Source organism: Labedaea rhizosphaerae, from assembly GCF_004362825.1.
Lineage (GTDB): Bacteria > Actinomycetota > Actinomycetes > Mycobacteriales > Pseudonocardiaceae > Labedaea > Labedaea rhizosphaerae.
Genome location: NZ_SNXZ01000002.1, coordinates 677,365 through 702,154, shown reverse-complemented (window position 1 = coordinate 702,154; position 24,790 = coordinate 677,365). Strand labels below are relative to the sequence as shown.

Genomic DNA, 24,790 nt, shown 5'->3' with positions numbered 1-24,790 from the left:
AACCCAACCGGTCCCACCTCGAAATCCAGCAAGACACGCCAGCTCGGAGCCACGTTGGGGATCCGGACACGTGCCGCCAAACCCGACCACGTCAGGGGGTCCGGGGGCGAAGCCCTCCGGGCGGGGTCTGGGGGTTGCACCCCCAGAAAACACCGAAACGACGTGGTCCGCGCAATCCGCGGACACACGTCGCCTGAGTGGAGTGGGCGATACTGGGATCGAACCAGTGACCTTTCCGGTGTGAGCGGAACGCTCTCCCGCTGAGCTAATCGCCCGGGAATCTCACCGCTCGTCTGCGGTGATGGGGGATACCGTACACGAGGGTTTCAGGGGCCGAAAACGGGGGATGCCAACCACGGCCATTCGATGTGGAACCACTTGCCCACCAGGGCGAACGCGTTCAGCACCCACAGCGTGGCGACCACGACGGCGAACACGAACAAGATCACGAGCGCCTTCACGGTCCAGTGCTGGCGGCCGAGCCAACGGGCCCATGCGTCGTAGCGGGCCTTGAGCCACTTCAGGGTGACCTTCGCCCACTTGAACTCGGTCGCGAGGATGCCGAGGCCGGCGAACACGACGAGCCAGCCGGGTCCCGGGTAGGGGATCAGCACGACGCCGAGCACCAGTACGGCGGTGCCGACCACGCCGACGCCGGCGCGGTAGATGGCGAGCAGTGCGGGGTTCTTCGGGCGCCACCGTCGCTTCTTGGGGGTGGTGCGGGTCATGACGGCCCCGTCCCCGTCCTCGGCGTTCAGCTGCGCCTCGCTGCGTCTGGTCTGGTCAGGGGGTGCACCGTGCCATTCTGCTTGGCGCTCGCGAGTCGTGCAGCGGATTCGGGCGGATCGGGGCGAACCGCCTGAGGAGATGCCCGTCACGCTGCGGGCTGCGCCGGATGGAGGAGACACGCGCGGCGCAATGGCGGAATAATCGCAAGCGAGAGAACTCGCCCGCCAACATTCCGGCAACGGTCCTGTTCTCGCGTGGCTCTGACCGGTAAGGATGGACGGGAGCGAGCGAATGCGTCACCGTGCGCACTCGACCGGTCGCAGACCGAGGTAATTTTGGCCCGGATGGGTGATGTACGTCCAATCCGCGTGCCGGCAAGCCGCCTCGGGCGTCACAACTGAGTGACTCGGTCGTTGGACGGCCGGGAAGGGAGCAGAAGGGTAGCGACGATGCGCAACGACCACGTCACGCTCCGCTCGACAGCGGTCTTCGACCTGCTGGCACCGCGCACGCCCGCGGTCCCGGTGAAGGTCGAGCTGCGCTACGACACCCGCGATCCGTACGCGGTCATCGCAGCGTTCCGCACCGGCAAGGCCGGTTGGGTCGAGTGGGTGTTCTCCCGCGACCTGCTGGCCGACGGGCTGATCGCCGAGGCAGGCGACGGTGACGTGCGGATCCGGCCCGCCGTCGACGACCCCGAGGTCGTGGTGATCGAGCTGAGCTCGCCGTCCGGGCACGCCGTCTTCGAGGCGTCCGCGCAGGAGCTCGCCGACTTCCTCGACAAGACCTACGACGTGGTCGTGCCGGGCAACGAGCACCTCTGGGTGGACGTTGACGAGGCGCTGACCCACCTGATCTCAAACGACCTGTCCTGACCTGCGGAAAGATCTTTTGGACCCCCTGGTTTGAAACCGGTTGCGGGCGTCCTATAGAGTTTCGCTCGCACCACAGCGAAGGGGTTCCACCCCAGGTCAGTGGGTATGCGGACGTAGCGCAGCTGGTAGCGCATCACCTTGCCAAGGTGAGGGTCGCGGGTTCGAATCCCGTCGTCCGCTCGGGAGCGGCCCTCAGCCTTTCGGGCCGTACCTCGGGAGGCTGTGTCGGTTGATGCAGCGACCTGCGGGCACGGCGGAGTGGCCGAGTGGTTTAGGCAAGGGCCTGCAAAGCCCTGTACGCGGGTTCGATTCCCGCCTCCGCCTCGGGCGATTAGCTCAGTGGGAGAGCACTACCTTGACACGGTAGGGGTCACTGGTTCAATCCCAGTATCGCCCACCAGTTATATATGCTGGTCAGACGGCCTGTCTCTGTACTTCAGGGGCAGGCCGTTGGTGTCTGTTCAAGATCAAATGGCGAAATAATGGCGAACCGTCCTACGGTAAGCCGCTCAGCAGGGCGCTCCAGGACCTCCTCGAGGTGGGGCAGCCACGTGAGAAGCGTCACGCGTTCCTGCGGTCGGAGAGCGTTGATCGACTGTCGCCAGCGTGCTTCCAGGCCGTCGAGGATTTGCTTCTGCATCGGCTCGGTGACGTGGTCGTAGGTCCGGGCGATGCCCTTCATCTTCTGCCCGAGCCGGGCGCGGCGAGCGACCTCGGGCACGCCGTCCTCGATCATCCAGGTGGAGTGGGTGTGGCGTCCTTCGTGGAAGGTGAACCAGGGCAAGATCGGTGGATACCTCGTTTCCTTGCCGTCTCCCGGGATGCCATCCCATGCCGGGCGCCAGAACCGTTGCCGGAAGTTCGCCCGCCGCAACGGTTGCCCGAGCGGTGACGTGAACACGAACGGGTGATCATGGCTCGCCATCAGCATCTCGTAAAGGGTTGCGATCCCCGGTGGTAGCCGCACGGTCCTCGTTCCGGCTGGGGTCTTGGTCCGCCCGGCTCGAGCAGTCTTCGGGCGTCGACGTCGCGGCATGGCTTCTGCCGGTACCGGTTCGCCGTCCGGACTTCCGGTTGGCATGCCGCTCTTGGTGACGGCGCCGTTGACCTCCTTCAGCGGTGCCTTGATCGTCAGTCCTTGGACGTAGTGGTCGTACTCGTGGCGTTGTTGACCGACGAGCTCGCCCCACCGGGCGCCGCTGTACAGGTTGGCCAAGCACAGCACAAAACCGCCGAGGCCGAGGCCGGCCTCGTGCAACCGCATCGCCGCGCGCAGGCCTTGCACCGGTGACGCGACGAGCCGTTCGGCCTCGTAAGCGCCTGAGGTCACCCGGATTCCGGTGCAAGGGCTGGCCGGGATGATGCGTGCTCGGACCGCCGCGTTCATCAGGGTCGAGAACGTCGCGAAAATCGATGCGACGGTGTTGTCCGCGTAACCGTCCTCATGCAACTGGGTGACCCATTTCTCGATCTCCAGATAGCTGTTGAAGATCGCGATCATGGGCCACTCACCCCATTGAGGGACAAGATGCACTCGAAGGTGTGTTTCGTACTTCGCCAGCGTGCCGGGGGACAGCCGTTGTCCGATCGCGTCGAGCCACTCAGCGGAGAACATCGTGAGCGTGGTCCTGGCGTCGGCGGGGTCGATCCAGAGGTTGCGCCGGATGAGCGCTTCCTGCTCAAGCCCCCAGTTCTCCGCCGCGGTCTCCGAGGAGAATCCGGACTCGCTACCCAAGCTGCCGTCTGGTCGCCGGTAGCGTGCCCGCCATCCACCCGGTCCGTCGTGCGTTCGTTGCCCGTAAGCCACTCATCTCTCCATCCTGCGTGGGATTGGACCCGTACCAGGCGTCTCGACAGTTGCCCACTAGCTCAACGGATCCGAGGCCGCCGAACCGGCTGCTCGGAGCACTCGGCGCGCTGCTGGATCGCCGCGATGTCGGCGCGGCTGAACCGGTAGTGCTTGCCGAACCGGTGGTGCTGGAAGACGCCGGCGGCAGCTTGGTCCTTGATCGTCCTCGCTGGCAACTTGAGCACCAGCGCCATGTCGTCCGGCGTGAGCAACGCGTCGGGATCTTGCGGTACCCTGTCCAGCCACGCTCGCAAGACATTCGTCAAAGCGCGTAGGCAATCAGCCAACTCTGCGTTGCCGTCAGGCGAGTTCGAAAAGCCCGTTACGGCGTTTTCCGTCATCATTCCCCCGTGATTGATCCAGTTCTTGCTGCAGAGTACTGCCGTTGCTTCATATCTGCGACGAGCGGCGGAACTGGAACAACTCAGAGCACTGCAGGCGCGGAGATTCCACACTTCTTGCCAACGAGCTATCTGGCATGGTTACTGCCGTCAGGTCAATTGGAAATTGTCATCCTCTGCCGATAAGGTCTCTCGCTTCATCATGTTCTGGCCAGCCGGTGACGCTGCATGACGGTTGGTTGAGGCTTATGCGCTTGGGTTGTGTTATTTGGCGCCGTGGCTAAGTCACAGTTCAACTGGGACCGCGGGCGATGGCGTGGGCCTGCGATGCGCTGTTGTACTGCCGGATCGGAGCCAGCGGAGCGCCATCGGTACCAATCTGCGAAGCGTGCGGGAGCAACACTCGAGCCTGCGGTCAAGAGCTTAGAAGGCTCCCCAGAGACTGTCTCTGGAGCCTCTACCAGTATCTATAGATAACTGTGCATGTAAAATTTGGCACCACGGAACCATGGACCTCCCCGTTTCGCACCACGTTCGCACCACGGCGCGTCGGACTGTTGGCTACTCGTCGGCGGGCGTCGGGCGCGCGCAATGTGCGCCGGATCCCAGGCGCTGCCGCCAAGTCCTTCGCCGACGACACCACCTACCTCGACGTGGCGAGTGGCGTAGATCTCAAAGGCAAGGGCCGAAGTGATCGGCTTTCTGGGTGACTGGAAAGCGAGCTTCCAAGACGCGATCATCGCGGAGCCGCAGTACATCGAAGGGGTGACTGGACCGTCTGCTGCTTCCAATCCAGGGGCGACAACAATGGTCCGCTCAAGGACATGCTGGTCACCGGGCGGCGCCAGGACCTGCCCTGTTGTGAGGTCCTCCACTGACAGAACGGGAGAGCCGTTGACGGCGCCAGGCGGCACGTGGTTCCCGAGCGTGCGAACGTTATCGGTGGTCCGGTCAGGGTGGATCAGTGGTCAGAACGCCGGAGCGCGTAGCAAAGAACTCGATGAACAACGCTGGTGAGCAAGGGCGTGGTGACAGTCCAGCAGGCTCGCGAGCGCGTGCGAACCCGAACGCTACCGGTGGGGCGGCGGGACGTCGCGCACCAGATCGCCAAGCCGACGGGTTCCAATAGCCGCGGACAACAGGAGCCTTCTCGCGTTCGCCGAAGGTCATCGAGCTGGTTGAGGTGGTGGAACGAATCGTTCGCCGCGTAGCACGGCTGACGCCTTCTCGCCGATTGGTGTGCCGGCGCGGTCGTACCCGACAGCGGATGCGACGCCACGGAACCGGTCGCCGTCGACGGTGAGGGCGAAGCTGATCACGCTCTTGCCGATGGCCTGCCGGGTGATCCGGTCGGCGCGGGTCTCCAGGAAGCCGCCATGCACCGACGACCCGTCCGCCTGCCACACGCCCATCCCGATGCTGTCGCTTGACCATGGGTTGCCGCTTTCAGGGTTTGCCTGCACCATCGTCCCTCCGGCGTGAAACGTCATCACGTGATGGTCGAAGGGTGCGCCCTCGGCCCAAACCTCCCACACTCCGATCACCGGGTGTTCCGCTCGTTCAGCCATGGTCACGTCACTCAGCACCGCCGCGAGGCGCTTGATCCCGCGGCGGATGTCCTGCGCGGCCACTGCTCCGGTGCTCAGCCGCAACGTGTTGCGGTGCGCGGTGTCGTCGACGTGAAAGACGTTTCCCGGTATGTAGGCGACTCCGGCCTCGATCGCCGCTGGTAGCAACGCGCCGGCGTCGAAATCGTCGGGGCCCGTCAGCCAGGTGAACATGCCACCGTCGGGCGAGTTCCAATGGTACCCGACAGGCAGGTATTGCTCGCACGACGCGATCAGCAGGCGGAGTTTGGTGCCATACGCCTCGACGATCCGCGCCACATGGTCGGGGAACCGGCTCGAGCAGAGGATCTCGGCACCGATCGCCTGGGTAAGGTTGATGTCTGCATGTCGATGCCTGGCTTCAGTCGGAGCACCGCGTCGAGCAACTTGGGCGGCATGGTCGCGATCCCGAGGCGTAACGCGGGCGCGACCGTCTTGGACATCGAGGTGAGGTAGACGACGTTGTCGGGGGCGTGGCTGTAAAGCGACCGCACAGGCTCACCCCGGAACCGCAGATCGGCGTAGACGTCGTCCTCAATGGCCAGAGTGCCGAAGCGGCGGATCACCTCGGCGATATCCGCGCGTCGATCGGCGGGCATGGTGCGGCCGGTCGGATTCTGAAATGTGGGCAGCACGTACAGCACAGCACCCGGGTATCGGACCGATTTGTCGGCCAGTGCTTCGGGCCGCAGGCCATCCTGATCGGTGTCCACCTCGACGACATTTGCGCCATAACCACGGAACACCGCCATGGCTGGTGTGTACGTCGGCCGTTCCACCAAAACCGTTCTCCCGGGTTCCAGTATCGCCATGGCGATATTGTTGAGCCCGCCCGAGCCGCCGGTGGACACGAAGGTCTGGTTCTCATCACATTCGACACCGCGAGCATTTAATAGTGTTTCTGAGGCCTTCAAGAAGGGGGCAAAACCCTGCGGCTCGCCGTATTGGAGCAGTGCGCTCCCGTAACGCTCGAAGGCTGCCCTGGTTGCCGATTCGACGAGTTCGACCGGAAGCATGCCCGCCTCGGGCGCCCCGACGGCGAACGAGACGGCGTCAGACCGTCTTGCTAGTGCCGCGTCACGCAACGTTCGGTAGGTAATCGGGTCTGCGGATCTTGGAGTTGACCGCGTAGTGGCGTTTGGCTGTGGCGTGGCGGTTGGCCCAGCGGATGTGGCGGGCGATGGCCTGTTCTTGCGCGGTGTGGGTGGGGTAGTCGCTGCCGTCAAGGGTGAAGTAGCGCAGGGCGGTGAACTCGCACTCGATCCAGTTCAGCCAGGAGGCGTTCGAGGGGGTGAACGTCAGCTCGATGTTGTGGGCGGCGCACCAGGTGAGGACCTCGGTCTTCTGGTGTGGGCTGTAGTTGTCACACACGAGGTAGAGCCGCCCGGTCGGGAACCGCTTGCGTAGCTGCTTGACGAAGTCGAGGAACTCTCGCCAGCGCTTGCGGTCGCGGAATCTGTAGAACAGCTGCCCGGAGGCCAGGTCCAGGGCGGCGAACATGTGCCTCACTCCCGCGGATCGGGTGTAGGTGGCCCGTTGCCTGGCCGGCTGCCCGGCGCGGAACCAGCCTTTGCCCGGTCGGGGCAGCAGGTTGAGCGGGCCGAACTCATCGACGCAGATCACCCTGCCGTCGGTAGGCGGATGGTCATACAGAGAAAGGACTCTGGCCATCTTCGCAGCGAAGTCCGGGTCACTGCTGGCCTTCCACGTTTTGGTCGCCTGCCAGCTGATACCGGCGGCGCGCAACACCCGCCGCACGGTCTCCACCGATACCTCCAGCCGACGGTGCTCGGCCAGGTAGGCCGCCAGCTTGGTCAAGCTCCAGGTGCTGAACGGCTGTCCCAGCGCCGAAGGCGTGCTGCGGGCAATCTGGCAGATCAGTTCGCGGGCGACCGGCCCGAACTTAGGTGGCCGGCCGCCGCTCCATTTTGGGTCCAACGCCGCGAACCCCTGCTCGTTGAACGCGTGGATCACCTCCCGCACGTACCCCTCGTCGCGGCGAACATGATTGCGATCTCACTCGCGGCCCGGCCCTGCACCGACGCCAACACGATCCCCGCCCGCCGCAACCGGACACGATCCTTCGTTGACCTTGTGATCTTCACCAGCCGCTGCGCCTGCTCAGGCTCCAACGCACGCACGAACACCTCAGGCTGACGCGCCACCAGCACCACCTCCACCAGCAGCCTTCCAGCCACGCCCGGCAGAGTCAGCCCGACACGATTACCGCGCCAACGTTTCGAGACACAGCACTAGGGTCTGTATCGAAGTCTTTCAGAGCCATTCGTTGATGGCAGCGATGTGGATCGTGGCTTCGTAGCGGACGGCGAGCTTGTCGAAGCGGGTGGCGACGGCTCGGTAGCGTTTGAGCCGGTTGATGCCGCATTCAACGGCGTGGCGTTGCTTGTAGATCTCGGGGTTGAAGGCTGGTGGGCGGCCACCCTTCGACCCCTTCTTGCGGCGGTTGGTGTCCTGGTCAGCCTTGCTCGGAATGGTGGCCTTGATTCCCCGGCGTCGCAGGTAGTCTCGGTTGGCCTTGGATGTGTAGGCCTTGTCAGCCAACACTCGATCTGGTCGGGTGCGGGGCCGGCCACCGTCGAGCCGGGGCACCCTGATGCTCGCGAGAACAGGGATGAACTGGGGGCTGTCACCGCGTTGCCCACCCGTCAGCACCAGCGACAACGGCTTTTGGCCCTGCTCGCAGGCCAGGTGAAGTTTCGTGGTCCAGCCACCCCTGGACCGACCCAACGCGTGATCAGCAGGCTCCTCCCGGACACCGCCCGGGGACTCGGCCTGCAGATCCCCCTTTCCTGGCACCCGCAGCATGGTGATGGGCCCGCACCACGGTCGAGTCAACACTGACATCCCAGACGATCCCTCCGCCTGCATCAGCCAGAGCCTGTAACGCGATCATGATCCTGTGCCAGGTGCCGTTGCGTTGCAATCGCCGGAACAGCGCATACGCCGCCGCCCACGACCCATACATCGCAGGCAGGTCCCGCCACGGACAACCCGTGCGCACCCGCCACCGAATCCCATCGATCAACTGTCGTCTGCTCCACAACGACGGCCGACCCGACCGCACAGGCTTCGGCAACAGCCCTTCCAGCAAGGCCCACTGCGCGTCGGTCAGGTCGAACCGCCCCGCCACCGCTAGGGTGTCCACGAGGTCTCCGGTGTCTTGATCGTCTTGGTCGATGATCGATCTACCGGAGACCTCATCTATTTGATCAACGACACGCCGACACAGCCCACACCCACGCCATCACCAGCTCACCACTTCGATACAGGCCCTAGGGACCCAGCTTTACCGGGTGGACCCACGAGGTAGTCGCCGGCTTTCGCGGTGCGTTCGACTGCGAGCCGCTCGGCGGTCGCGGCGGCGGTTGCCATGGTCGGCTGCCACGAGTCCGGGCCGAGCCGGCCCGCTCCGTAGGCGGTCTGGACCAGCGGTGCGATGTCGTGTGGCAGGCCGATCGTGTCCCGATCGCGCAGCAGCGCGGCCGCGCGCAGCAACTGGTGCTCACCGTAGATCCGGCGGGCTGCGCTCGGCGTCGTGACCGGGTCGGCCGACCAGTCCTCGACTCCGACCAGCGCGCACCGCGCCACACGGACTGGGCCGGGGCGGGTCCGCTGGTGCCGGTGCAGCCGGCCGAGGCGCTGTAGCACCAGATCCACCGGAGCGAGGTCACTGATCATCAAGTCGAAGTCGACGTCGAGGGACTGCTCGATCACCTGCGACGCGACCACAATGTGCAGCCGCGGCCGCCTGCTCCCGTCCGGGCCGAACCGGGTGAGCAGCGAGCGATCCAACGAAGCACGCTCGCAGGCCAGGAAGCGCGAATGCGTCACCGTCACCGCGTCCGACCCGAACTCCTCGATCAACCGGTTCGCGGTCTCCTGCACGCGGGTCACGGTGTTGCGCACGACGGCGGCGCACCCGCCGTCGGCCAGATGCGTGCGCAGATAGGCGACGAGCGTGTCGGCGTCATCAGGCAAGCGGTCGACAGTGACTGGGTTGGCTTCCTCCTGCAACGCCAGGATCATCGGCGCCACACAACCCGAGCTGCTGATCAAGGGGTAGCCGGGGTGTTCGTCGGTGACAGGGGTTTCAGGGTCGTACGCCCGCAGCAGTTCGGCTCGTCGACGATCAGGCAGCGTCGCCGACAGCAGCACCACCGGCACGCCGTAGGCGCCCAGCCATTGCAGCACCCGATCCAGGTATTGCGACATGTACACGTCGTAGGCGTGCACCTCGTCGATGATGACGACCTTGCCCGCCATCGCGAGGTGCCGCAGCATCAGGTGCCGGCTCTTCAACCCACAGAACAGGACCTGGTCGATCGTGCCCACCACGAACGACGCGAGCGCCGACTTCTTCCGCCCCCGCAACCACGAGTGCGCGATCGCCGCCTGGCACGACGGATCGTCATCCTGGCCGATCCCCGCAGCCTTCCACTCCGGCACCAAGCCACGAAACTCGTCGTTCAAGTGGGCCTTTCCATGCACCAGGTTCAACGTGACGGCACCCTCGCGCGGCAGGCGGTCCAGCCACGCAAGCACCCGACCGAACATCGCATCGGTTGTCGCCTGGGTCGGCAGCGCTACGAACACGCCACTGGCGCCCGATCGCGCGGCGAGCTCCTCCGCCGCGAGCAAACCCGCTTCGGTCTTACCCGAGCCCATCGGCGCTTCGACGATCACCAATCCCGGCGTCCGCTGCGCCCGAGCCACCGCGACCGCAGCCGCCTGCACTGGCCGCGCACGAGCACCGGCACGGTCGAATCTGAACTGGAACTCCGCGTCCAGATCGCTGTCCAGCGCCACAGCACGCCACCGCGCAGGCAGCTGCAGCTGCCGCCACCCGCGTTCTACACGCTGCGCAGTCACCGCGTCGTCCGGACGAATGATCGGCGCGTCCGGCGACGGCGCCACCAGCAACGGAAACAGCTCTTGATTCGACGCGATCCAGTCCGCCAAGATCACGATTCCGGTCAACAAGACCTGGCTCGCCACACTCAGCCGCGTGGTCGCGAATCGCGCGAATACCGCTGCACCGCCGCACCGTTCCGTGGCCCGCGCAAGCACCGCCTCGCGCGTCGTCGCCCAATCGCCGTCCCCGGCGAGGTCCGGCCGCGACCCAACCAGTGACAACGCGGAATCGTCGGGCGTCACACCATGATGGCTTCCGACAATCGACGCCAACTGCCCCCCGATGCCGCGAGGCGCGAAACCATACTGCGCCTTCAACCAGTCCCGCACCGCACGATGACCAACCAGAGCATGCTTGACCGAGCTGCGATGCGGATCGTCAGCCAAACGCCGAGAGAGCGACAAACCGAAGCCACGCAAGTACTCAGCCAACTCGGGTACCTGCACGACGAAGGCCGGCGAACACTTCCCGCAGTCGTGTACGGCGGCCAGCCAGCAGGCGAGTTGGCGGACCTCGTTGACACCGCCTGGCAGATCGTTTCCTATGCAAGACAACGCAAGCGGGGAAACCCACTCATCGACCAGCCGCCCAGCGACACCCTCGGCATCGTCCAGGTGCTGAAACAACGGAAGCCACCCGACGCACCGACCAGACTCATCCCGCGCAGACTTGCCCCACAACGCCACGATCGCGTCGAGTGAACGCATCCACGCCCCATTGCCGGACAGCACGAACCTACGGCCGCTACATCTCAGACCACGACCTTCGCGTTTCAGCGAGTCTCAAACTGTCCGGTTTAGATGACTGGCCAGAATCTAGACAAGCAGGACAGCCTGCCTATGGGCTTGCGACAGCTGGACTCCGCGACAAACCGACCCGGAACGGCTGCCAACGTCCGATAACATGCAGGTCAGCAAGTGTCGTCCCCGCGCCTGCGGGGCTGTTCCCAGCCAGTCATGCAGCGTCCCCCGCGCGGCCGGGTCGTCCCCGCGCCTGCGGGGCTGTTCGGTGGACCACATCGACCAGAAGGTCGACGGGGCGTCGTCCCCGCGCCTGCGGGGCTGTTCCCCCCTATGGCACCCAGAGACGCAACCCTGTCCGGTCGTCCCCGCGCCTGCGGGGCTGTTCCCGTCATGTTCTCGGTGTCGATGGGCTCGACTTCGTCGTCCCCGCGCCTGCGGGGCTGTTCCCTCCGGTGACGTGCTGGTCGTGTACGGGGTCACGTCGTCCCCGCGCCTGCGGGGCTGTTCCCGCGGACACCGGCCGCCAACTGGCGTTCAACGAGTTGTCCCCGCGCCTGCGGGGCTGTTCCCCCATCGAGCACCTTGTCCTCGGCGAGCGACAGGTCGTCCCCGCACCCGCGGGGCTGTTCCCGCCGGCATCACCGACGCGCAGTGGGACGAGCTGTGGTTCCCGCATCCGCGGCTCTGTTCCCCATGCCGATGACGTTCGGCACGACGAACGGACGTGCTCCCCGCACCGCGGCTGTTCCCGAGCCGAGGACCTGGCCTGACGACGCGGCGCCGTGTTCCCGCACGTGCGGGGCTGTTCTCCACCGAGATGCACGTTTGCAACATCACCGCGAGTGCTCCTCGCACCGCTGAGTCTGTGGACTGCGGCGTCCCTGAGTTGTCGGCGCGTTAAATGATGTGAATCAAGCGAGTTGCTTCGTCTGCTACGGCGACCACGGCGTCCGGATCGACGGCCGCGAGCGCCGGCAGGCAGGGCACGACGCCGCCAGTTCGGATCGCCTCGGCGACCAGCGCGCGGTTGGCAGGGGCTCCGGCGTGGGTGGCGATGGCGGTGACGGCGGTTGCCCTTCGGGTCGGATCGCTGATGGAGCGTGCGAGGTCGAGGGCCTGGTCGATGCCCGCTGATTCGGCGAGCGCCAGGGCTGCAGCTGCCTGGGCGTCGGCCTGCGGGAGCCCGACACCCGTCATGCCCAGGTGCTCGCGCACGGGCCCGATGGTATTTGTGAGCGCGAGGATTTTGTCGATCTCACCACGTTTCGCGTGCCACAGTGCTGCGGCAGCCAGCACGCGTCGGGCGGCGTGCTGGAGGCCCTGGCGCCACCGCGGGCCGCTGGTGTCCTCGGCCAGCGGGATGATCTCGGGGAAGCGGGCCAGCAGGTTGGTGGCGCCGCCGGCGTGGACGAAGGCGCGCGCGGCGTCGATGAGGCCCTCGTCGTGCCAGCGTGGTTCGGTCTTCGCCCGTGCGGTGGACTCGAGGTGGTCGACGATGGCGAGGGCCTGCGCCTGTTCGCCGAGTGCGGTGTAGGTGCGCGCCAGTTCATCGGCGGCCCAGCCGAGCGGTGGGGCCAGGTCGGCCACGATGTCCCGGGCGACGTCGAGGTCCCTGGTGTCCACGGCGGTGCTTGCGATGATCGCGAGTGTGTACAGCCGATCCCGTTTTACGGTCGCGGTGCGGGCGATCGCCACGGCGTCGGCGTATCGGCCTGCTTGCGCCGCGGCCGTGGCGACGGTGGTGCGCACGGTTTCGCGGAAGGTCTCGTTGGTCAGCAGGTTGGTGGTGGCGACCGCGCGATCTGGTTGGCCCGCCACGGCGTATGTCCGGGCGGCGAGGCCGAACGCCGGCAGTTGACCGATTTGGTCGAAGGACGGATCCAGTGCCGCTGCCATGGTGACCGCCTCCTCGGCGAGCGCGATCGCGTCCGCGAGGTCGCCCGCGGTCGCGGCGGTCATGGCGACGTCCGCGAGAGCACGAGCCGCGTCGTCGGGGTCGTCGATCGACCGTGCGAGGGCCGCTGCCGTATCACGGTGCTCGGCCGGAGCGGCGCCGGCCACCGCGGCCAGCGCTCTGTTCCGGTGGCGTTGCTCGGGAATGGAGGTGGCGAGCGCGGCGGCGTCCGACACGTGTCCGGTCGTGGCGAGTGCGGTGATGACCGCGGCCAACGTGTCGGGCTTGGCGAAGTGGGCGGCGGCCGAGCGTGCGGTGGTCTCGATCGCGTCGGCCAAGGCGATGGCGCGCTCGCGGTCGCCGGCGTCGGCCGCGATCCGGGCGAGCGATGCCGTGACGGCCAGCCGCGCCTTGGTGTCGGAAATGCCGGCGGCGAGTTCGTCGGCCAACTCGATCCGGCCTGCCTTCGCCGCATCCTTGGCAAGCTCGGCGGGCACGGCTGATCCTGACATCGACGTGGCGATTCGGACTGCCTCGTCCCAGCGGCCCACCGCCGCGGCCGCCCGGGCCAGCGGACCGTGGCGATGATCTGAGGAAACGTTGCCGGCGGTGGTCGCGGCCTTGTCGATCAGCTGCTCCGCGCGAGCCGGGTCGCCGGCGAGGGCGCAGACGCGGGCGAGCTGGCCGAACATGTGCGAGCGGGACGGCTCGTCGCTGACCAGCATCGCGCCCGCCTCGGCGGCATCAACCGCCGCAATGGCTCGCTCCCAGTCGTGCGCCGCGGCGAATCCCTCGGCCACCATGCCCGCCGCCCAGACCTTCTGGTCGGGCAGTGCGATGTGGTCGAGGAACTCGTCGGCCTGGCGCGTGTCGCCCGCTTGGGCCCGGCGCGCGGCAGCCACAGCGAACAGTTGTTGGTCGTCGAGCCGGCGGGCCAACTCCACGACCAGCGTCGGATCGCCAAGGCTCGCCGCGGCCGTCGCGAGGAACGGTTGGACCCAGGGCTCGGGGAATCCGTTGGCGGTCGCCTCGTCCAGCACCTGGCGAGCGTCGCCGGGCCGCTCCACTTCCGCCAACGCCGTGGCGACGGTGGTCAGCGCCCAGGTGCGCTTGCCGGGTTCGCGGATCGAGCGGGTGGTGGTCAGGGCCCGCCTCAGCAGATCGTCGACCGTGTGGTGGCTCGTGTGGGCCTGCCGGGCGATCTGGACCAGGGCGAGCACCCGGTCGGCTGGATCGGTCATGGAGTCGGCGAGGTTCTCGGCTCGGACGGTGTGGCCTACCGCAGCCCAGACCACAGCCAGCTCCGGCGGGATGTCGGCGTTGCGCCGGCTGAGCGAGTCGTAGTGCACGGCCAGGCGGCTGACCGCGACCAGGTCCGGCGGATCGAGCGCGGTGAACGCGTCGCTCGCCGCCGCGATCTCCGCCAGAGCGACGCTGTCACCGCCGGTCAGGTCCAGCATCCGATCGTGCCGGGCGGTGTCGGTGCCGCAGCCCAGCATCCGATCGAGGTCCCGTTCCTGTTGCAGGAGACGGAAGTAGCCGCGCAGGAGGTATTCCGGGGTGTCGGTGGGCCAGCCCTTCTCCCGGTATCCGTCCGCCCACTGGTGCAGCTTCTGGCGGTACCGGGCCAGCTCGTCGGCGCCGAGTTGCTCGGTGGCCGCCACCTGGAGGTCCTCATGGCCGAGCACGTAAACGTCGTGGTCGAACCAGTGCGACGGCCTGCCCATGAAGGTCCGGCCGGCGACGGTGTTCAGGTGCCGGTGCACTTCGTGCGTCGATAGCCCGGTCAGTTCGCCGATGTCCCGGGTGCTCAGGCCACCTCTCGCGCTGGTGACCAGGCCGACGAGGTCACGCTCGATGGGCGCGCCGTAGAGGGCGGCGTCCAGTTCGCGCAGCATGTCCTCGCGCACCACCTGGGCCAACCGGGACGGCGTCAAGTCCCACACGATTGCCTTGTCGCGCAACGGATGTCGGGCAGGCACGTCCGATGGGATGGGCGGCGACGGGCGGCCGGACACGAGCACGCGCAGCCCTGGCGGGGTCGGGGCCGGGAGCAGCGCCGCGATGCTGTGAGCGTTCGGGCCGGCCACGACACCACGGTCCTCGTCCAGGCCGTCGACCAGCAGCACGAGGCGTTCGCCCCGGCTCACGCACAGCGCCGCGGCACGTTCGAGCAGGTCGTCGAAGACCAAACCTCGGGTGGCTGGCATGGCCTCCGGCACCGGCTCACTGAGCAGCTCGGCCAGTTGTTCGGTGACCACGTCGGTGAAGGCAACATGGTCGTTCTGCTCGGCCCAGCGCGAGGTCACGAAGAACGGCACAATGCGAACGCCACCGGGCGGAGCCGCCGCCAGCGAGGCCATCAAGGCGGACTTGCCCGCCCATGCCGGGGCTCGCAGCCACGAGTACGACGGGCCATCCGCTGCGGCGCAGAACTCGACCAGCCGGGCCAGCTCCGCCTCACGATCGAACAGGCGGTCAGGCATGATGCGCAGGGCTTGGCGCCGGTAGACCGACCGAGCGACCGGACGCCCGGTCACAGTGACCGAACCGGTGATCACACCGGTGTTCGCCACACCCGCCACCACGGCGGCGTCGCCGGTGTCGCGTGCCACCACTTTCTCGTTCATCACCGTTCAGTCGATCTGGACGCCGGTATTGGCGCCGCCGTCGCCCGACGCATCACCGGTATCGCGGACCTCGAGCGATTCGTTCGCCGGACCGCGGTAGCCGCTGTTCGCCGTCCCGCTAGGACCGGCGGTCGCCTTGCCCGTCCCGGAGACGACGACGCCCCGAGGTCGCTCGAGCAGGGCGGCCCACACCGCGACACCCACCGCCGCGACCGCCCCGAGCGCCGACACGATCGTTGCCAGCCGATTGCCCGCATCCGTGCTGACAAACACGAACGTCACCCCAAGGGCAAGCACGACCGCACACGTGACGAACAGCGCGATCCGGCGACCACTCATGCCGTGACCATCGTCGGGTCCGGTCCCGGTGTGTCATTCCACGGAAATATCGGAACCGTCAGCGGCTCGCAGTCACGGATGGCCACCAGAACTGGCGTCGCGAACCGATGGCCCTGCGGGTTGGTCTCGGCTGCGCAATGGCGGCCCGCGACGGCCTGACCTCGGAGCCGGCGTTCTCGCAATCGCTGCCTTGGTCGCCTGATGCGCGACCTGGGCGATCGGAGTGGCGTCGACGACGCGTGCAGCGTGGCCCCGAGATGCCCAGGGCGAGCACCTCGGGTTCTCGACGCTGTCGGCGATCCGCAGCCGCACGCGAGCCCGCGGCCCGCGGTGGAGGGGGCAACGGTGGAGATTGGCGCGGTCGAGGGTTACCTGTCGAGTTCTCGATGTTTCCAGGGAAGCCAGACGCGACTTCGAGAACTGACGTCCTCGAACGATACGGGCCAGAACCGTTCGAGGACATCGTCTTCCTTGGGACGGCAGCGGCCGAATGGTGCCGGGGCGGAGTTGCTACGGAGACGACTCTGGTGGCGACGACTCTGATGGAGACGAGGAGTGACCGTCATCGTCCTCGCCGCATGCCCAGTCGGCCTCCGCGGCCACCTCACCCGATGGCTGCTGGAAATCTCGCCAGGGGTGTTTGTCGGCAAAGATCAGCAGCTGTGTCCGCGCGCTCATGTGGAACCGCGTCACCGAAATGGTCAAACCGGCCGCCCGATCATGATCTACAGCGCCACCAACGAGCAAGGCCTCACCTTAGCCGTGTACGGCCACGATTGGACCCTCACCGACTTCGACGGCATCCAACTCTGGCTCCGGCCCGACAAGACCAACCCCACTAACCAACCAGCGGGTTGGAGCAGCGCCACGCGCCGCCGCCGCGGCCGTAGGCCAAGATAGCCACGTCACAACTAAACAAAAAGAGCCTTCGCTTGCGCCAAACCCGCAGGTCAATAAGTGTCGTCCCCGCGCCCGCGGGGCTGTTCCCCGCACCTTGCGGCCGCGCTTGTCGGTCACGACGTCGTCCCCGCGCCCGCGGGGCTGTTCCCCTGGTACTCGAGTTGCGGTCCTACCGGAACATGTCGTCCCCGCGCCCGCGGGGCTGTTCCCGGGCCGTACCCCGTCAGCTCGGCTCTGCCCCCGTCGTCCCCGCGCCCGCGGGGCTGTTCCCGTGTCGGTCACCCTGATCCGGTCAATCGGCGGAGTCGTCCCCGCGCCCGCGGGGCTGTTCCCCCGTGGCCCGGACGGGATTGCCAGGCATCGCCGTCGTCCCCGCGCCCGCGGGGCTGTTCCCCACACCAACGCCTTCATGTCGGGCCTGAGAACGTCGTCCCCGCGCCCGCGGGGCTGTTCCCGAGGGGACGATCGGCGAGCTGGACGCCGTGCCGTCGTCCCCGCGCCCGCGGGGCTGTTCCCGTGAAGCTGCCGCCGGTCGCCCCGGACCCGGCGTCGTCCCCGCGCCCGCGGGGCTGTTCCGGACCCGCCGCACCTGGTGCACGTGGTCACTCCGTCGTCCCCGCGCACGCGGGGCTGTTCCCCCTTCGGGAAAGAGCTTGCGCAAGTTGAGCCCGTCGTCCCGCGCACGCGGGGCTGTTCCGGACGCCACCCGGGAGGTGTCCGAGGAGCTGGCGTTGTCCCCGCGTGCACCCGCGCGGCACGCGCCGCCTTGACGAATCCGGCTGCGGTGCGACGGTCGTCTCGGACCAGGCCGATCACCAGAACGCTGGGATGGGCGCCGAGCAGGGTCTGAACCCCACGCGCGTCAGGGTCGAGTTCGCTGTCCACCAGCACGACGTGCGGGTGCAGATCGCGAACGGCACAGACGGCCGCATCCATGCTGCGGGCCGCGCCACACCAGGCAAGGCTGCGGGTCTGGCCAACAAGCGCATGCAAGCCGTAGGCAGCCAGCGGCAGGGCGTCCACCGCTAGCACCCTCAGCACCCCGCTCCGGGGCAGGGCGGCTGGTGGCCGGGCCACATCGATCGTCGTTACGGTCACGGATACGCCTCGAGGTCGAACGGCAGGGACTGATGAGGAGAGCCTCGGGAACAGGCTCCATGACACGAAACGCCTCGACGGATGCGGTTCCGGGTGATGATCTTCGGCATGCCCGCCGCGTGAGGCCCACCTGCCACGTTCCTGCCCGCAGCCTGGCACAAGATCGCGGTTGACCGCCGCAGAGCAGCAGTGTGCGTGGTGGCAGGTCGTTGTTTCGGTGCACCGAAAGGCGGGCATGTCCTGGGTGAAGGGCCGCTTTCGGTGCCGGCCGTCGAGAGCGAGGGGGATGGGCACATGGCGACGCAGGCCGAGGACGCTGCAGATGGTGAACCTGCACCAGCCGACGTGAGCTGCGATCTTGATGCGACTCCCACCCGTGAGGTTCGGTCGCTGATGCGTGGGTTGCTGGCGGGCCGGGACGGCGTGATGGTGGACGACGCGCTGTTGGTCGCCGATGAGCTGATCAGCAACGCGCACCAGCACGCGTCGGGGCCGCGGGTGTGTCGTCTGGCGTTGCTTGATCAGGGTCGGCGTTTGCGGGTCGAGGTTGACGATGGTTCCCGCACGCTGCCGCAGGCGCGAACCCCGGATTGCGACGGTGGACGCGGGCTGCTGCTGGTGTCCCAGCTCGCGTCGGAGTGGGGTGTGCGCCGCTACCGCGACCACAAGACCGTCTGGGCCGAGCTGGGCCTGGATGGTGCCGGGACCAGCGGTCACGCCCGGCACATGGCCACCGCGCCCGCCGAACGCCAGGCTGACCAGGCGCCGCGATCACCGGCGGGCGATCAACGATGACGCCTTCGTCGTTGGAGCCGTCGGCCGTGATCGGCGATAGCGTCCAGGTCGTGAGCCCACCCTCGGGAACGGAGCAGAGCCCGGAGGGACTGCACTTCGCCCGTCGACTGGTCGAGGGCACCGTTGTGGTTGCGGTCGCCGGTGAGGTGGACTTGGATACCGCTCCCGACATGAGTGCCGCGGTCCTGAGCTGCATCGACGAGGCGGGCGGCGGTCCGTGCGTGCTCGACCTGACCGAGGTGACATTCCTCGACTCGGCGGGTCTCACGGTGTTGCTCAAAGCCAGCCTGCGTGCCGAGCGGCACGAGGAGCACCTTCGCATCGTGGTCGACTCCAACCGTCCCGTGATCAGGCCCATCGAGGTCACCCGCCTCGACGAAGTACTGACGCTCTACCACACCGTCGACGAAGCCCTCGCCGCCGACCGGGAACAGCGCTAGTACCTGCGAAGTGCAATATCGAGCCGACTGGCAGATCGGCCCAGCCGACACCATCCCCTCATGTGGAGTCTTCCATTGGGAAGGCTGGAATCCCGCCGCGCTCGACGGCGCGCCTCCACCCTTCTGGCGGCCGGTTGAGACGAGATTTCCGGCACGGACTGCCTTCATCAGGTTGACCGTCGCGTCGAGCGTCCATCACAGCCAGAAGGCGGTCCACACCACGCCCGCGTGCATTCCGGGCGACGAGCCGAGGCCGCGGAACTCGACCAAGGGTCCCTGCAAGAGTCGTCGGGCTGACAAGGCTGTGGTCAATGGGGTTCCGCCATAACGGCATCACGGGCCAACGGTCGTCCCCGGACCTGCGGGGCTGTTCCGTTCACCTCTGACTCGCGACCAGCACGGCTCCCGTCGTCCCCGCACCTGTGGGGCTGTTCCCTCCGTGGACATACCGGCGCGGCGAGCGATCACGTTGTGCCGCACGCACGGGCTGTTTCCGACCCGCACTCAGGGCGGTCACTCTCGTCACCGGCCGGGGCGCTCGGCCACGCAGCGTGAAAGAACCACGATCGAGTTACCCCGAGTCGGATAATGATCGGACACCTTTGGGTTAGACCGCGCGCGCAGCACTCGTTGCGCTGGAATGGTTGGTGGCGCTTCAAATGACTCAAGAAAGGTCTGCTGATGCGATCGCGAACCGTCACTGCGTTGGCCCTGGTCGTGATGTTCGGTGTGGCTACTCCAGCAGCCGCGGCGCCCGTGCGCAGTAATGACGCCTCGACGCAGGCTGACGCGAAGACCTATCCGTGGAACCTCTCCTTCCGTCCAATTACGTTGGGCAATATTGTCGGAAATCAACATGTGCTCGATGGCTGCGTGGACGTGTATGGGCACGTGTACGTTCACCGCAACGGCAAAACTTGGAAGTTCTTCGACCACGACGCGAGGAACCCGGTCGAGGCTTGCGAGCCTCCCGTCGACATCAACCAACAAGCGCGAGCGTATGTCCCGCTGGACAAGGGCGCGCCCGAGGAGTTGACGGACGAATTCTCCGTCTTCGGGCAGCCTCCCTGGGTGATCGACGTCGACCTCAAAGCCAGTGGCGAGACGATGCTCAAAGGTACCCGAGAGCTCAGGCCGCAGGGCAGCCCCTACCACACCACGGGGATCATGTCGTCAAAGTTTCCGAACGGGGATTTCCGGGCTTCGGTCGAATGGGACTACGACGGGTTCAAGCGCGACAAGCCTGACTGCTCTACGTTTTCGAGCGGTAACGGTGGCCTGATTGCTGGTATTACCGGCCTTGTTACGAAAATAGAAATTGACGTCCTTGGATGTAATAAATAGGAGGCCAAGGATGCAGGCTTCTGCTCACCTGTCACTCCAGCTCAGTGCCGCAGGGCCGCTGGCCCCGCTCGGCGTTCGCCAGAGCGAGCTGGCCTCGCAGTCATCGTGGCCAAGTCAGAATCCCCGGCAACTGTGGTTGGCGGGGATTCTGCCGTGTTGACGGTCAACCGGTCTCTGTCGTTGATCTAGTCGTGTGGCGGTCAGCGGGCCGTCCGATCTTCGTTCTGGGTCGGCTGCATCCTGGTCAAGAGGCCCAGGCTGTTCAATCGTTACGTCTTGCCGCATCCATTCGCAGCCCAGTAGATCCTGTGGCGCGAGCGTTCTATGCCCTTGGCCACGCCGCCAAGCCGGTCACCCGGTCCGGAGAGCTGTTGTCGGCATGTCGCGTAGAGTGATCGACGTCGTAGCGGGCTTGGAGGGGTGGATGCCGGACAACGGCAGGGACGGCACGCGCAACGAAGTGTCTGGCAGCGCGGCGAATGTGGTGCAGGGCCGGGACATCGGGACCGTGAATATCGGCGTTGCACCCCCGCCATCAGCCGTTCCGCGGCAAGTCCCGCCGCCGCCGCGCGGGTTCGTCGACCGGCAGGGACCGCTGGCGCGGATCGGTGATCTGGTTGATGCGGTGGTGGCTGGCCAGGACCGCCCGGGGGTGGTGGCGTTGCGCGGCATGCCCGGCGTCGGTAAGTCGGCGTTCGTGCGAACGGTTGCCGCACGGTTCGGTGACCGTTTCGTCGATGGTTCGCTGCACGTCGATTTCGGTCCGTTGCGGCATCGCGGCGGGGTGGCCGTTGGTGAGGTGGCCGGCACCATGTTGCGGTCATTGGGCGTCGCCGATCAGTGGATTCCGCCGGATCTTGTCGGCCGGGCGGACTTGTGCCGGACGATGACCGCGGAGATGAATCTCCTTGTCGTGTTCGACGGTGTCACCCAAGACGCGCAGGTGCTGCCGTTGCTTCCGGCGTCGGGTCGCAGCCTGGTGGTCGCGGCAAGTCACCTCGCGCTACCTGAGTTGATCCAGGACGGCGCGGTCGAAATGAAGCTGGCTGCGCTGGATCCGACGGATGCCGTGGCGTTGTTGTCGGAGATGTGCCCAGACGGTCGCATCGCCGCCGAGCCGGACCACGCCGCTGAGCTGGCTCAGCTGTGCGGGCACCTGCCGTTGGCCTTGCGGGTGGCGGGAGGCTGGCTGTCCACGCGGCCGACGTGGACAGTCCAACGGCTCCTGGAGGAGTTCGACGACACCGATCCGTTCGACGGTCTCACCGGCGGCGCGGCGATCAACACGATGTTCGACCTCGCCTACGACGACCTCACCGACGTCGGCAAGCAGGTGTACCGGATGGCCGGCTTGCTGGTCGGGTCGCACCTGCACCTGGAGGTCGTCGCCGCCTTGTGCGACTTGCCGGTCAAGCAGGTGCGGCGAGCGCTCGACCACCTCAGCCAAGCCAGTCTCATCGAGGAACGCCCCGACCGGACCTACGAGCTGCACCGTCTGGTGCAGGCGCACGCCCTTCGCCGTTCCCTGGAGGAGGACACCGAAGGCGATCGCACCGCGGCGTTGCGCCGCGCGTTGCGCTGGTGGCTGGCCCGGGCGGTGGCCGCCGACGTCGCCGCCACCGGCACGCAACGTCTGCGGGTCACTGATCCAGCTCAGCTCATCGGCGATGTGCCGGTGCCGGCGATGTCCGCCAAGCAGGCACTGGATTGGCTGGAGAACGAGCACGCCAACCTGCTGGGCCTGATGCGAGCGTGCGCCGAGCACGGCTGGCACGAGCCGGTCTGGCAGCTGTTCGAGGGCCTCTACGCCTACTACGACAACCGTCAGCCGCTGGCCGCCTGGAGCGAGGCAGGGGAGTTGGCGGTGACCGCGGCGCACCTGTCGGGTAACGCCGCCGCCGAGGCCCGAGCGCGGTGCCAAATGGCCAGAGCATTGCAGAAGCGGGATGAGTACGCGGCTGCCCACCGGCAGTTGGACGTGGCGCGGACGTTGGCGGCCGAACTGGACGACGACGAGCGCATGTTCGCGTCCACTCTGGACTTCACCGGCAACGTCCACTTCGCGCAGGGCCAGTACGAACAGGCATTGGATTGCTTCCGGCGAGCGCTGACGATCAACGAGAAGCTGGGCCGGCCGCGTGGCATCGCGTTGCAGTCCTGGTTGGCGGGACGGACATTGGTCGAGTTGGGCCGTATCGACGAGGCCCTGTCGTTGCTCGCCTCGGCTCGGCGATTCATCGAACACTCCGATGGCCGGTCGCTCTTGCCGCGCATCGAACTCACCACCGCAGCCGCGTTGCACGCTGCCGGCCGGACGGACGAAGCGGAAGACGCCGCGCGCTCATCCCTCGAGCAAGCCCGTGAGCTCAAGCTCACCGCCGGCGAAGCCGATGCGTGTGTGCTGCTCGCAAGGATGGCCCGTGACCGGGGCGACAGCGCGGCCGAACAGCAATTGCTCCATCGGGCCGAGCAGGCATACGCGACCATGGGCAGCCCGCGTGCGGCCCGGATCCATGCCCGCCGTCAAGCCGGTCAGTGACCTGCCGGCTCAAGGTGAACCGTCGAACCGCCGGCGGTGACAATGACCGGTGAGCCGGCGGGGAAGGACAGGCCAGACCGGTGGATCGCGTGCAGCGCTGCCGCGACACCCAGGTCATCGAGCCTGTCGCCACCTGGCGGGTCGGCGGGACAGGCGACGATCCGCACGGCACCGGCCGTGGAGACGACGAGGTGCGAACCGACTCGGCACGCGGTGGTGCGCGCCGCGGGGAATCGGATGCGCAGTTGCCCCACACGGTCGTGAGCCTCGCCGACGGAGGCCGCGGCTTGCCGGGCCGCGACGACGGAGGCTGACTCGCGCAGCCGCAAGTCGTGTTCGTCGTCGAAGGCCGCCAGGAAGCGTTCATGCCCGGGCGTCAGCCAACGGTCATGGAACACCGCGGCGAACCTCTCGAGCCGGACTTCGATGGTGCCACCGTTGACGACCGTCGCCTGCACGGCGTGCGCCTGCGCTGGGGCGACATCCAGCTCCGGGATCGGTAGCGGTCGCGCTGCCCGGTGCCGGCGAGGTGGTGCCAAGTCGAGCATCGAATACAGCAGACGTCGCATCCGGTTGGTGGATGTTTCGGTCTGGTCGAAGACCGTTGTCGTCAGCGACTGCGTGAGTTCCGGCCGGTGATCGGTCAGCAAATCCTCGAGCTGTGGCAGAAGGAGATCGCGGCCGCGGATGCGTGGTAGGTCTTTGCGCAGGAGGTCCATCGGCGACCCGGCGACGACCTCGTCCCCGCCGTCGGCGGCCAACGCCACCGGACGACCGAGCGCGGCCGCGTAACAGGTCACCGAGCCGTGATCGGAGATGACCGCATCCGCCGCGATCAACGCCGCGCGCCAGCCCTCCTCCGGGGGAACGATGATCAGACCCGCTTCTCGCGCCTCGACCAGCCAGGCACGCACCTGCCCGGGGCCGTGCCAGGCCCAGACATTGGGGTGCAAGACCAACGCCACCCGGTGCGTGTCCACCGGGAGCTCGGCGAGAAGTCGAGACACCAGTTGTGGGTCGGAGCCGAACAACGAGTTCGGCCCCCACGTCGAGTTGACCACGACGAGAGTCCGGCCAACCGTGCTGAAGGCCTCCCGGTAGACATCGCGTAGAGCCGTGCCGGCCACCAGCCGGTCCAGACAGGGATCCCCAACCACCTCGGCCCGCCGAGCAGCCGCCGCCGACACTTCCCGAAGCCGTGGACGCTGCGCAGGATGCGCGAGTCCGACCACCGTCGGAAACCGGTGGGCGTCCCGAAGAGCGGCCACCGCAAGCCCGGACACGGCGCGATCGCCAGACGTCCGCGCAGGGCCGGTGTGCCGATGATAACCGGCGCCATGCGCCAACAGCACGAGCGGAACATCGAGCGTCTCCAGGGCGCCCTTGTCACTCGCGGCCAATGCCAAATCGAACTCGGACGCACGGATCGAGGCCATCGCGACCGGCAGATACCCAGCGGAACGCACCCGCTCCTCAGCGCCGCGGCTGAATACCGAGCCGTGGTCGATCACAAAGGTCAACTCGACCCGGTGATCGCCGGCGAAAACATTCACGACGTCGAGCAGCCGGTTGGCCGAGGTCATGGTCCGGCACACCACCAACACCCGCCGCTTGGCACGGACCGTCGACCACTCCCGGCTCCCGGCTCCCGGCTCCCGGCTCCCGGCTCCCGGCTCCCGGCTCCCGGCTCCCGGCTCCCGGCTCCCGGCTCCCGGCTCCCGGCTCCCGGCTCCG

Annotated in this window: 18 protein-coding genes, 4 tRNA genes, 1 pseudogene and 2 CRISPR repeat arrays; of the genes and pseudogenes, 10 read left to right on the top strand and 13 right to left on the bottom strand. The window is 67.2% G+C overall.

The window, feature by feature from the left end; translation table 11 throughout:
- Positions 1–203: 203 nt before the first annotated feature.
- A tRNA-Val gene (locus EV186_RS12435) sits at positions 204–275 on the bottom strand.
- Between the two features lie 51 nt (positions 276–326).
- Positions 327–728 carry a TIGR02611 family protein gene (locus EV186_RS12430; RefSeq protein ID WP_133849374.1) on the bottom strand — a complete coding sequence of 134 codons (402 nt, stop codon included), beginning with the start codon at positions 726–728 and terminating at the stop codon, positions 327–329.
- 450 nt (positions 729–1,178) lie between these two features.
- Between EV186_RS12430 and EV186_RS12425 the strand changes: the two genes are divergently transcribed.
- From EV186_RS12425 to EV186_RS12410, 4 genes are all read left to right on the top strand, one after another.
- Complete coding sequence (locus EV186_RS12425; RefSeq protein WP_133849373.1) at positions 1,179–1,604, top strand: SsgA family sporulation/cell division regulator; 426 nt, start codon at positions 1,179–1,181, stop codon at positions 1,602–1,604.
- A gap of 107 nt (positions 1,605–1,711) precedes the next feature.
- Positions 1,712–1,784, top strand: a tRNA-Gly gene (locus EV186_RS12420).
- Between the two features lie 72 nt (positions 1,785–1,856).
- Positions 1,857–1,928 (top strand) — tRNA-Cys (locus tag EV186_RS12415).
- A gap of 1 nt (position 1,929) precedes the next feature.
- Positions 1,930–2,004 (top strand) — tRNA-Val (locus EV186_RS12410).
- A gap of 36 nt (positions 2,005–2,040) precedes the next feature.
- Here the strand turns inward: EV186_RS12410 and EV186_RS12405 are convergent.
- The 10 genes and pseudogenes from EV186_RS12405 to EV186_RS12365 all read right to left on the bottom strand — a co-directional run bounded on the left by EV186_RS12405 (position 2,041) and on the right by EV186_RS12365 (position 15,940).
- Positions 2,041–3,411 (bottom strand): tyrosine-type recombinase/integrase, encoded by a 1,371-nt coding sequence (locus tag EV186_RS12405; protein ID WP_243753994.1) that lies wholly within the window; start codon positions 3,409–3,411, stop codon positions 2,041–2,043.
- A 62-nt stretch (positions 3,412–3,473) separates the two neighbouring features.
- A complete protein-coding gene (locus tag EV186_RS12400) occupies positions 3,474–3,794 on the bottom strand; it encodes a helix-turn-helix domain-containing protein (RefSeq protein ID WP_133850215.1) in 321 nt (106 codons plus the stop codon).
- Between the two features lie 1,166 nt (positions 3,795–4,960).
- Entirely contained in the window at positions 4,961–5,680 is a 720-nt protein-coding gene (locus EV186_RS12395) for an aminotransferase-like domain-containing protein (RefSeq protein WP_133849372.1), read from the bottom strand.
- Positions 5,635–6,417 carry an aminotransferase-like domain-containing protein gene (locus tag EV186_RS12390; protein ID WP_133849371.1) on the bottom strand — a complete coding sequence of 261 codons (783 nt, stop codon included), beginning with the start codon at positions 6,415–6,417 and terminating at the stop codon, positions 5,635–5,637. The genes EV186_RS12395 and EV186_RS12390 overlap by 46 nt, the downstream gene beginning before the upstream one ends.
- 61 nt (positions 6,418–6,478) lie before the next feature.
- A complete protein-coding gene (locus EV186_RS12385; RefSeq protein ID WP_243753993.1) occupies positions 6,479–7,384 on the bottom strand; it encodes an IS630 family transposase in 906 nt (301 codons plus the stop codon).
- Positions 7,372–7,599: a hypothetical protein gene (locus EV186_RS39915; protein WP_166659091.1), complete on the bottom strand. Its 228-nt coding sequence runs from the start codon at positions 7,597–7,599 to the stop codon at positions 7,372–7,374. Before EV186_RS39915 ends, EV186_RS12385 begins: the two co-directional genes overlap by 13 nt.
- 76 nt (positions 7,600–7,675) lie before the next feature.
- Positions 7,676–8,552: pseudogene (locus EV186_RS12380) on the bottom strand (IS5 family transposase).
- A 122-nt stretch (positions 8,553–8,674) separates the two neighbouring features.
- Entirely contained in the window at positions 8,675–11,041 is a 2,367-nt protein-coding gene (gene cas3, locus EV186_RS12375; protein ID WP_133849370.1) for a CRISPR-associated helicase Cas3', read from the bottom strand.
- Between the two features lie 212 nt (positions 11,042–11,253).
- A CRISPR array of direct repeats spans positions 11,254–11,706; the repeat unit is 27 nt; unit sequence GTCGTCCCCGCGCCTGCGGGGCTGTTC.
- Between the two features lie 268 nt (positions 11,707–11,974).
- A complete protein-coding gene (locus EV186_RS12370; protein ID WP_133849369.1) occupies positions 11,975–15,601 on the bottom strand; it encodes a P-loop NTPase family protein in 3,627 nt (1,208 codons plus the stop codon).
- Positions 15,602–15,607: 6 nt separating this feature from the next.
- The gene (locus EV186_RS12365) at positions 15,608–15,940 is read right to left on the bottom strand and encodes a hypothetical protein (RefSeq protein WP_208115582.1); all 333 of its coding nucleotides are present in this window, start codon (positions 15,938–15,940) and stop codon (positions 15,608–15,610) included.
- Positions 15,941–16,495: 555 nt separating this feature from the next.
- Here EV186_RS12365 and cas2e point away from each other — a divergent pair.
- The 6 genes from cas2e (at position 16,496) to EV186_RS12335 (ending at position 23,056) form a co-directional block, all read left to right on the top strand.
- Positions 16,496–16,840, top strand: a complete 345-nt coding sequence (gene cas2e / locus EV186_RS12360) for a type I-E CRISPR-associated endoribonuclease Cas2e (RefSeq protein WP_133849368.1) — start codon at positions 16,496–16,498, stop codon at positions 16,838–16,840.
- 59 nt (positions 16,841–16,899) lie between these two features.
- Positions 16,900–17,478: a CRISPR direct-repeat array (repeat unit 29 nt; unit sequence GTCGTCCCCGCGCCCGCGGGGCTGTTCCC).
- Between the two features lie 103 nt (positions 17,479–17,581).
- Positions 17,582–17,869, top strand: a complete 288-nt coding sequence (locus tag EV186_RS12355; protein ID WP_133849367.1) for a hypothetical protein — start codon at positions 17,582–17,584, stop codon at positions 17,867–17,869.
- Between the two features lie 363 nt (positions 17,870–18,232).
- The gene (locus EV186_RS12350; protein ID WP_133849366.1) at positions 18,233–18,733 is read left to right on the top strand and encodes an ATP-binding protein; all 501 of its coding nucleotides are present in this window, start codon (positions 18,233–18,235) and stop codon (positions 18,731–18,733) included.
- 50 nt (positions 18,734–18,783) lie between these two features.
- Positions 18,784–19,173, top strand: coding sequence for an STAS domain-containing protein (locus EV186_RS12345; protein WP_208115581.1), 390 nt, complete (start codon positions 18,784–18,786; stop codon positions 19,171–19,173).
- A gap of 705 nt (positions 19,174–19,878) precedes the next feature.
- The gene (locus tag EV186_RS12340) at positions 19,879–20,517 is read left to right on the top strand and encodes a hypothetical protein (RefSeq protein WP_133849364.1); all 639 of its coding nucleotides are present in this window, start codon (positions 19,879–19,881) and stop codon (positions 20,515–20,517) included.
- A 193-nt stretch (positions 20,518–20,710) separates the two neighbouring features.
- Positions 20,711–23,056 carry a tetratricopeptide repeat protein gene (locus EV186_RS12335; protein WP_133849363.1) on the top strand — a complete coding sequence of 782 codons (2,346 nt, stop codon included), beginning with the start codon at positions 20,711–20,713 and terminating at the stop codon, positions 23,054–23,056.
- Here the strand turns inward: EV186_RS12335 and EV186_RS12330 are convergent.
- The gene (locus EV186_RS12330) at positions 23,050–24,639 is read right to left on the bottom strand and encodes a hypothetical protein (RefSeq protein ID WP_133849362.1); all 1,590 of its coding nucleotides are present in this window, start codon (positions 24,637–24,639) and stop codon (positions 23,050–23,052) included. The two genes, EV186_RS12335 and EV186_RS12330, sit on opposite strands and share 7 nt — an antisense overlap.
- Positions 24,640–24,790 lie beyond the last annotated feature (151 nt).

Excerpts from the sequence above, each read along its gene's own strand:
- EV186_RS12430 (WP_133849374.1), bottom strand. The coding sequence starts at position 728 with ATGACCCGCACCACCCCCAAGAAGCGACGGTGGCGCCCGAAGAACCCC.
- cas3 (WP_133849370.1), bottom strand. The coding sequence starts at position 11,041 with ATGCGTTCACTCGACGCGATCGTGGCGTTGTGGGGCAAGTCTGCGCGG.
- EV186_RS12330 (WP_133849362.1), bottom strand. The coding sequence starts at position 24,639 with ATGACCTCGGCCAACCGGCTGCTCGACGTCGTGAATGTTTTCGCCGGC.
- EV186_RS12350 (WP_133849366.1), top strand. The coding sequence starts at position 18,233 with ATGGCGACGCAGGCCGAGGACGCTGCAGATGGTGAACCTGCACCAGCC.
- EV186_RS12425 (WP_133849373.1), top strand. The coding sequence starts at position 1,179 with ATGCGCAACGACCACGTCACGCTCCGCTCGACAGCGGTCTTCGACCTG.
- EV186_RS12365 (WP_208115582.1), bottom strand. The coding sequence starts at position 15,940 with ATGAGTGGTCGCCGGATCGCGCTGTTCGTCACGTGTGCGGTCGTGCTT.
- EV186_RS12370 (WP_133849369.1), bottom strand. The coding sequence starts at position 15,601 with ATGAACGAGAAAGTGGTGGCACGCGACACCGGCGACGCCGCCGTGGTG.
- EV186_RS12390 (WP_133849371.1), bottom strand. The coding sequence starts at position 6,417 with ATGCTTCCGGTCGAACTCGTCGAATCGGCAACCAGGGCAGCCTTCGAG.
- EV186_RS12400 (WP_133850215.1), bottom strand. The coding sequence starts at position 3,794 with ATGACGGAAAACGCCGTAACGGGCTTTTCGAACTCGCCTGACGGCAAC.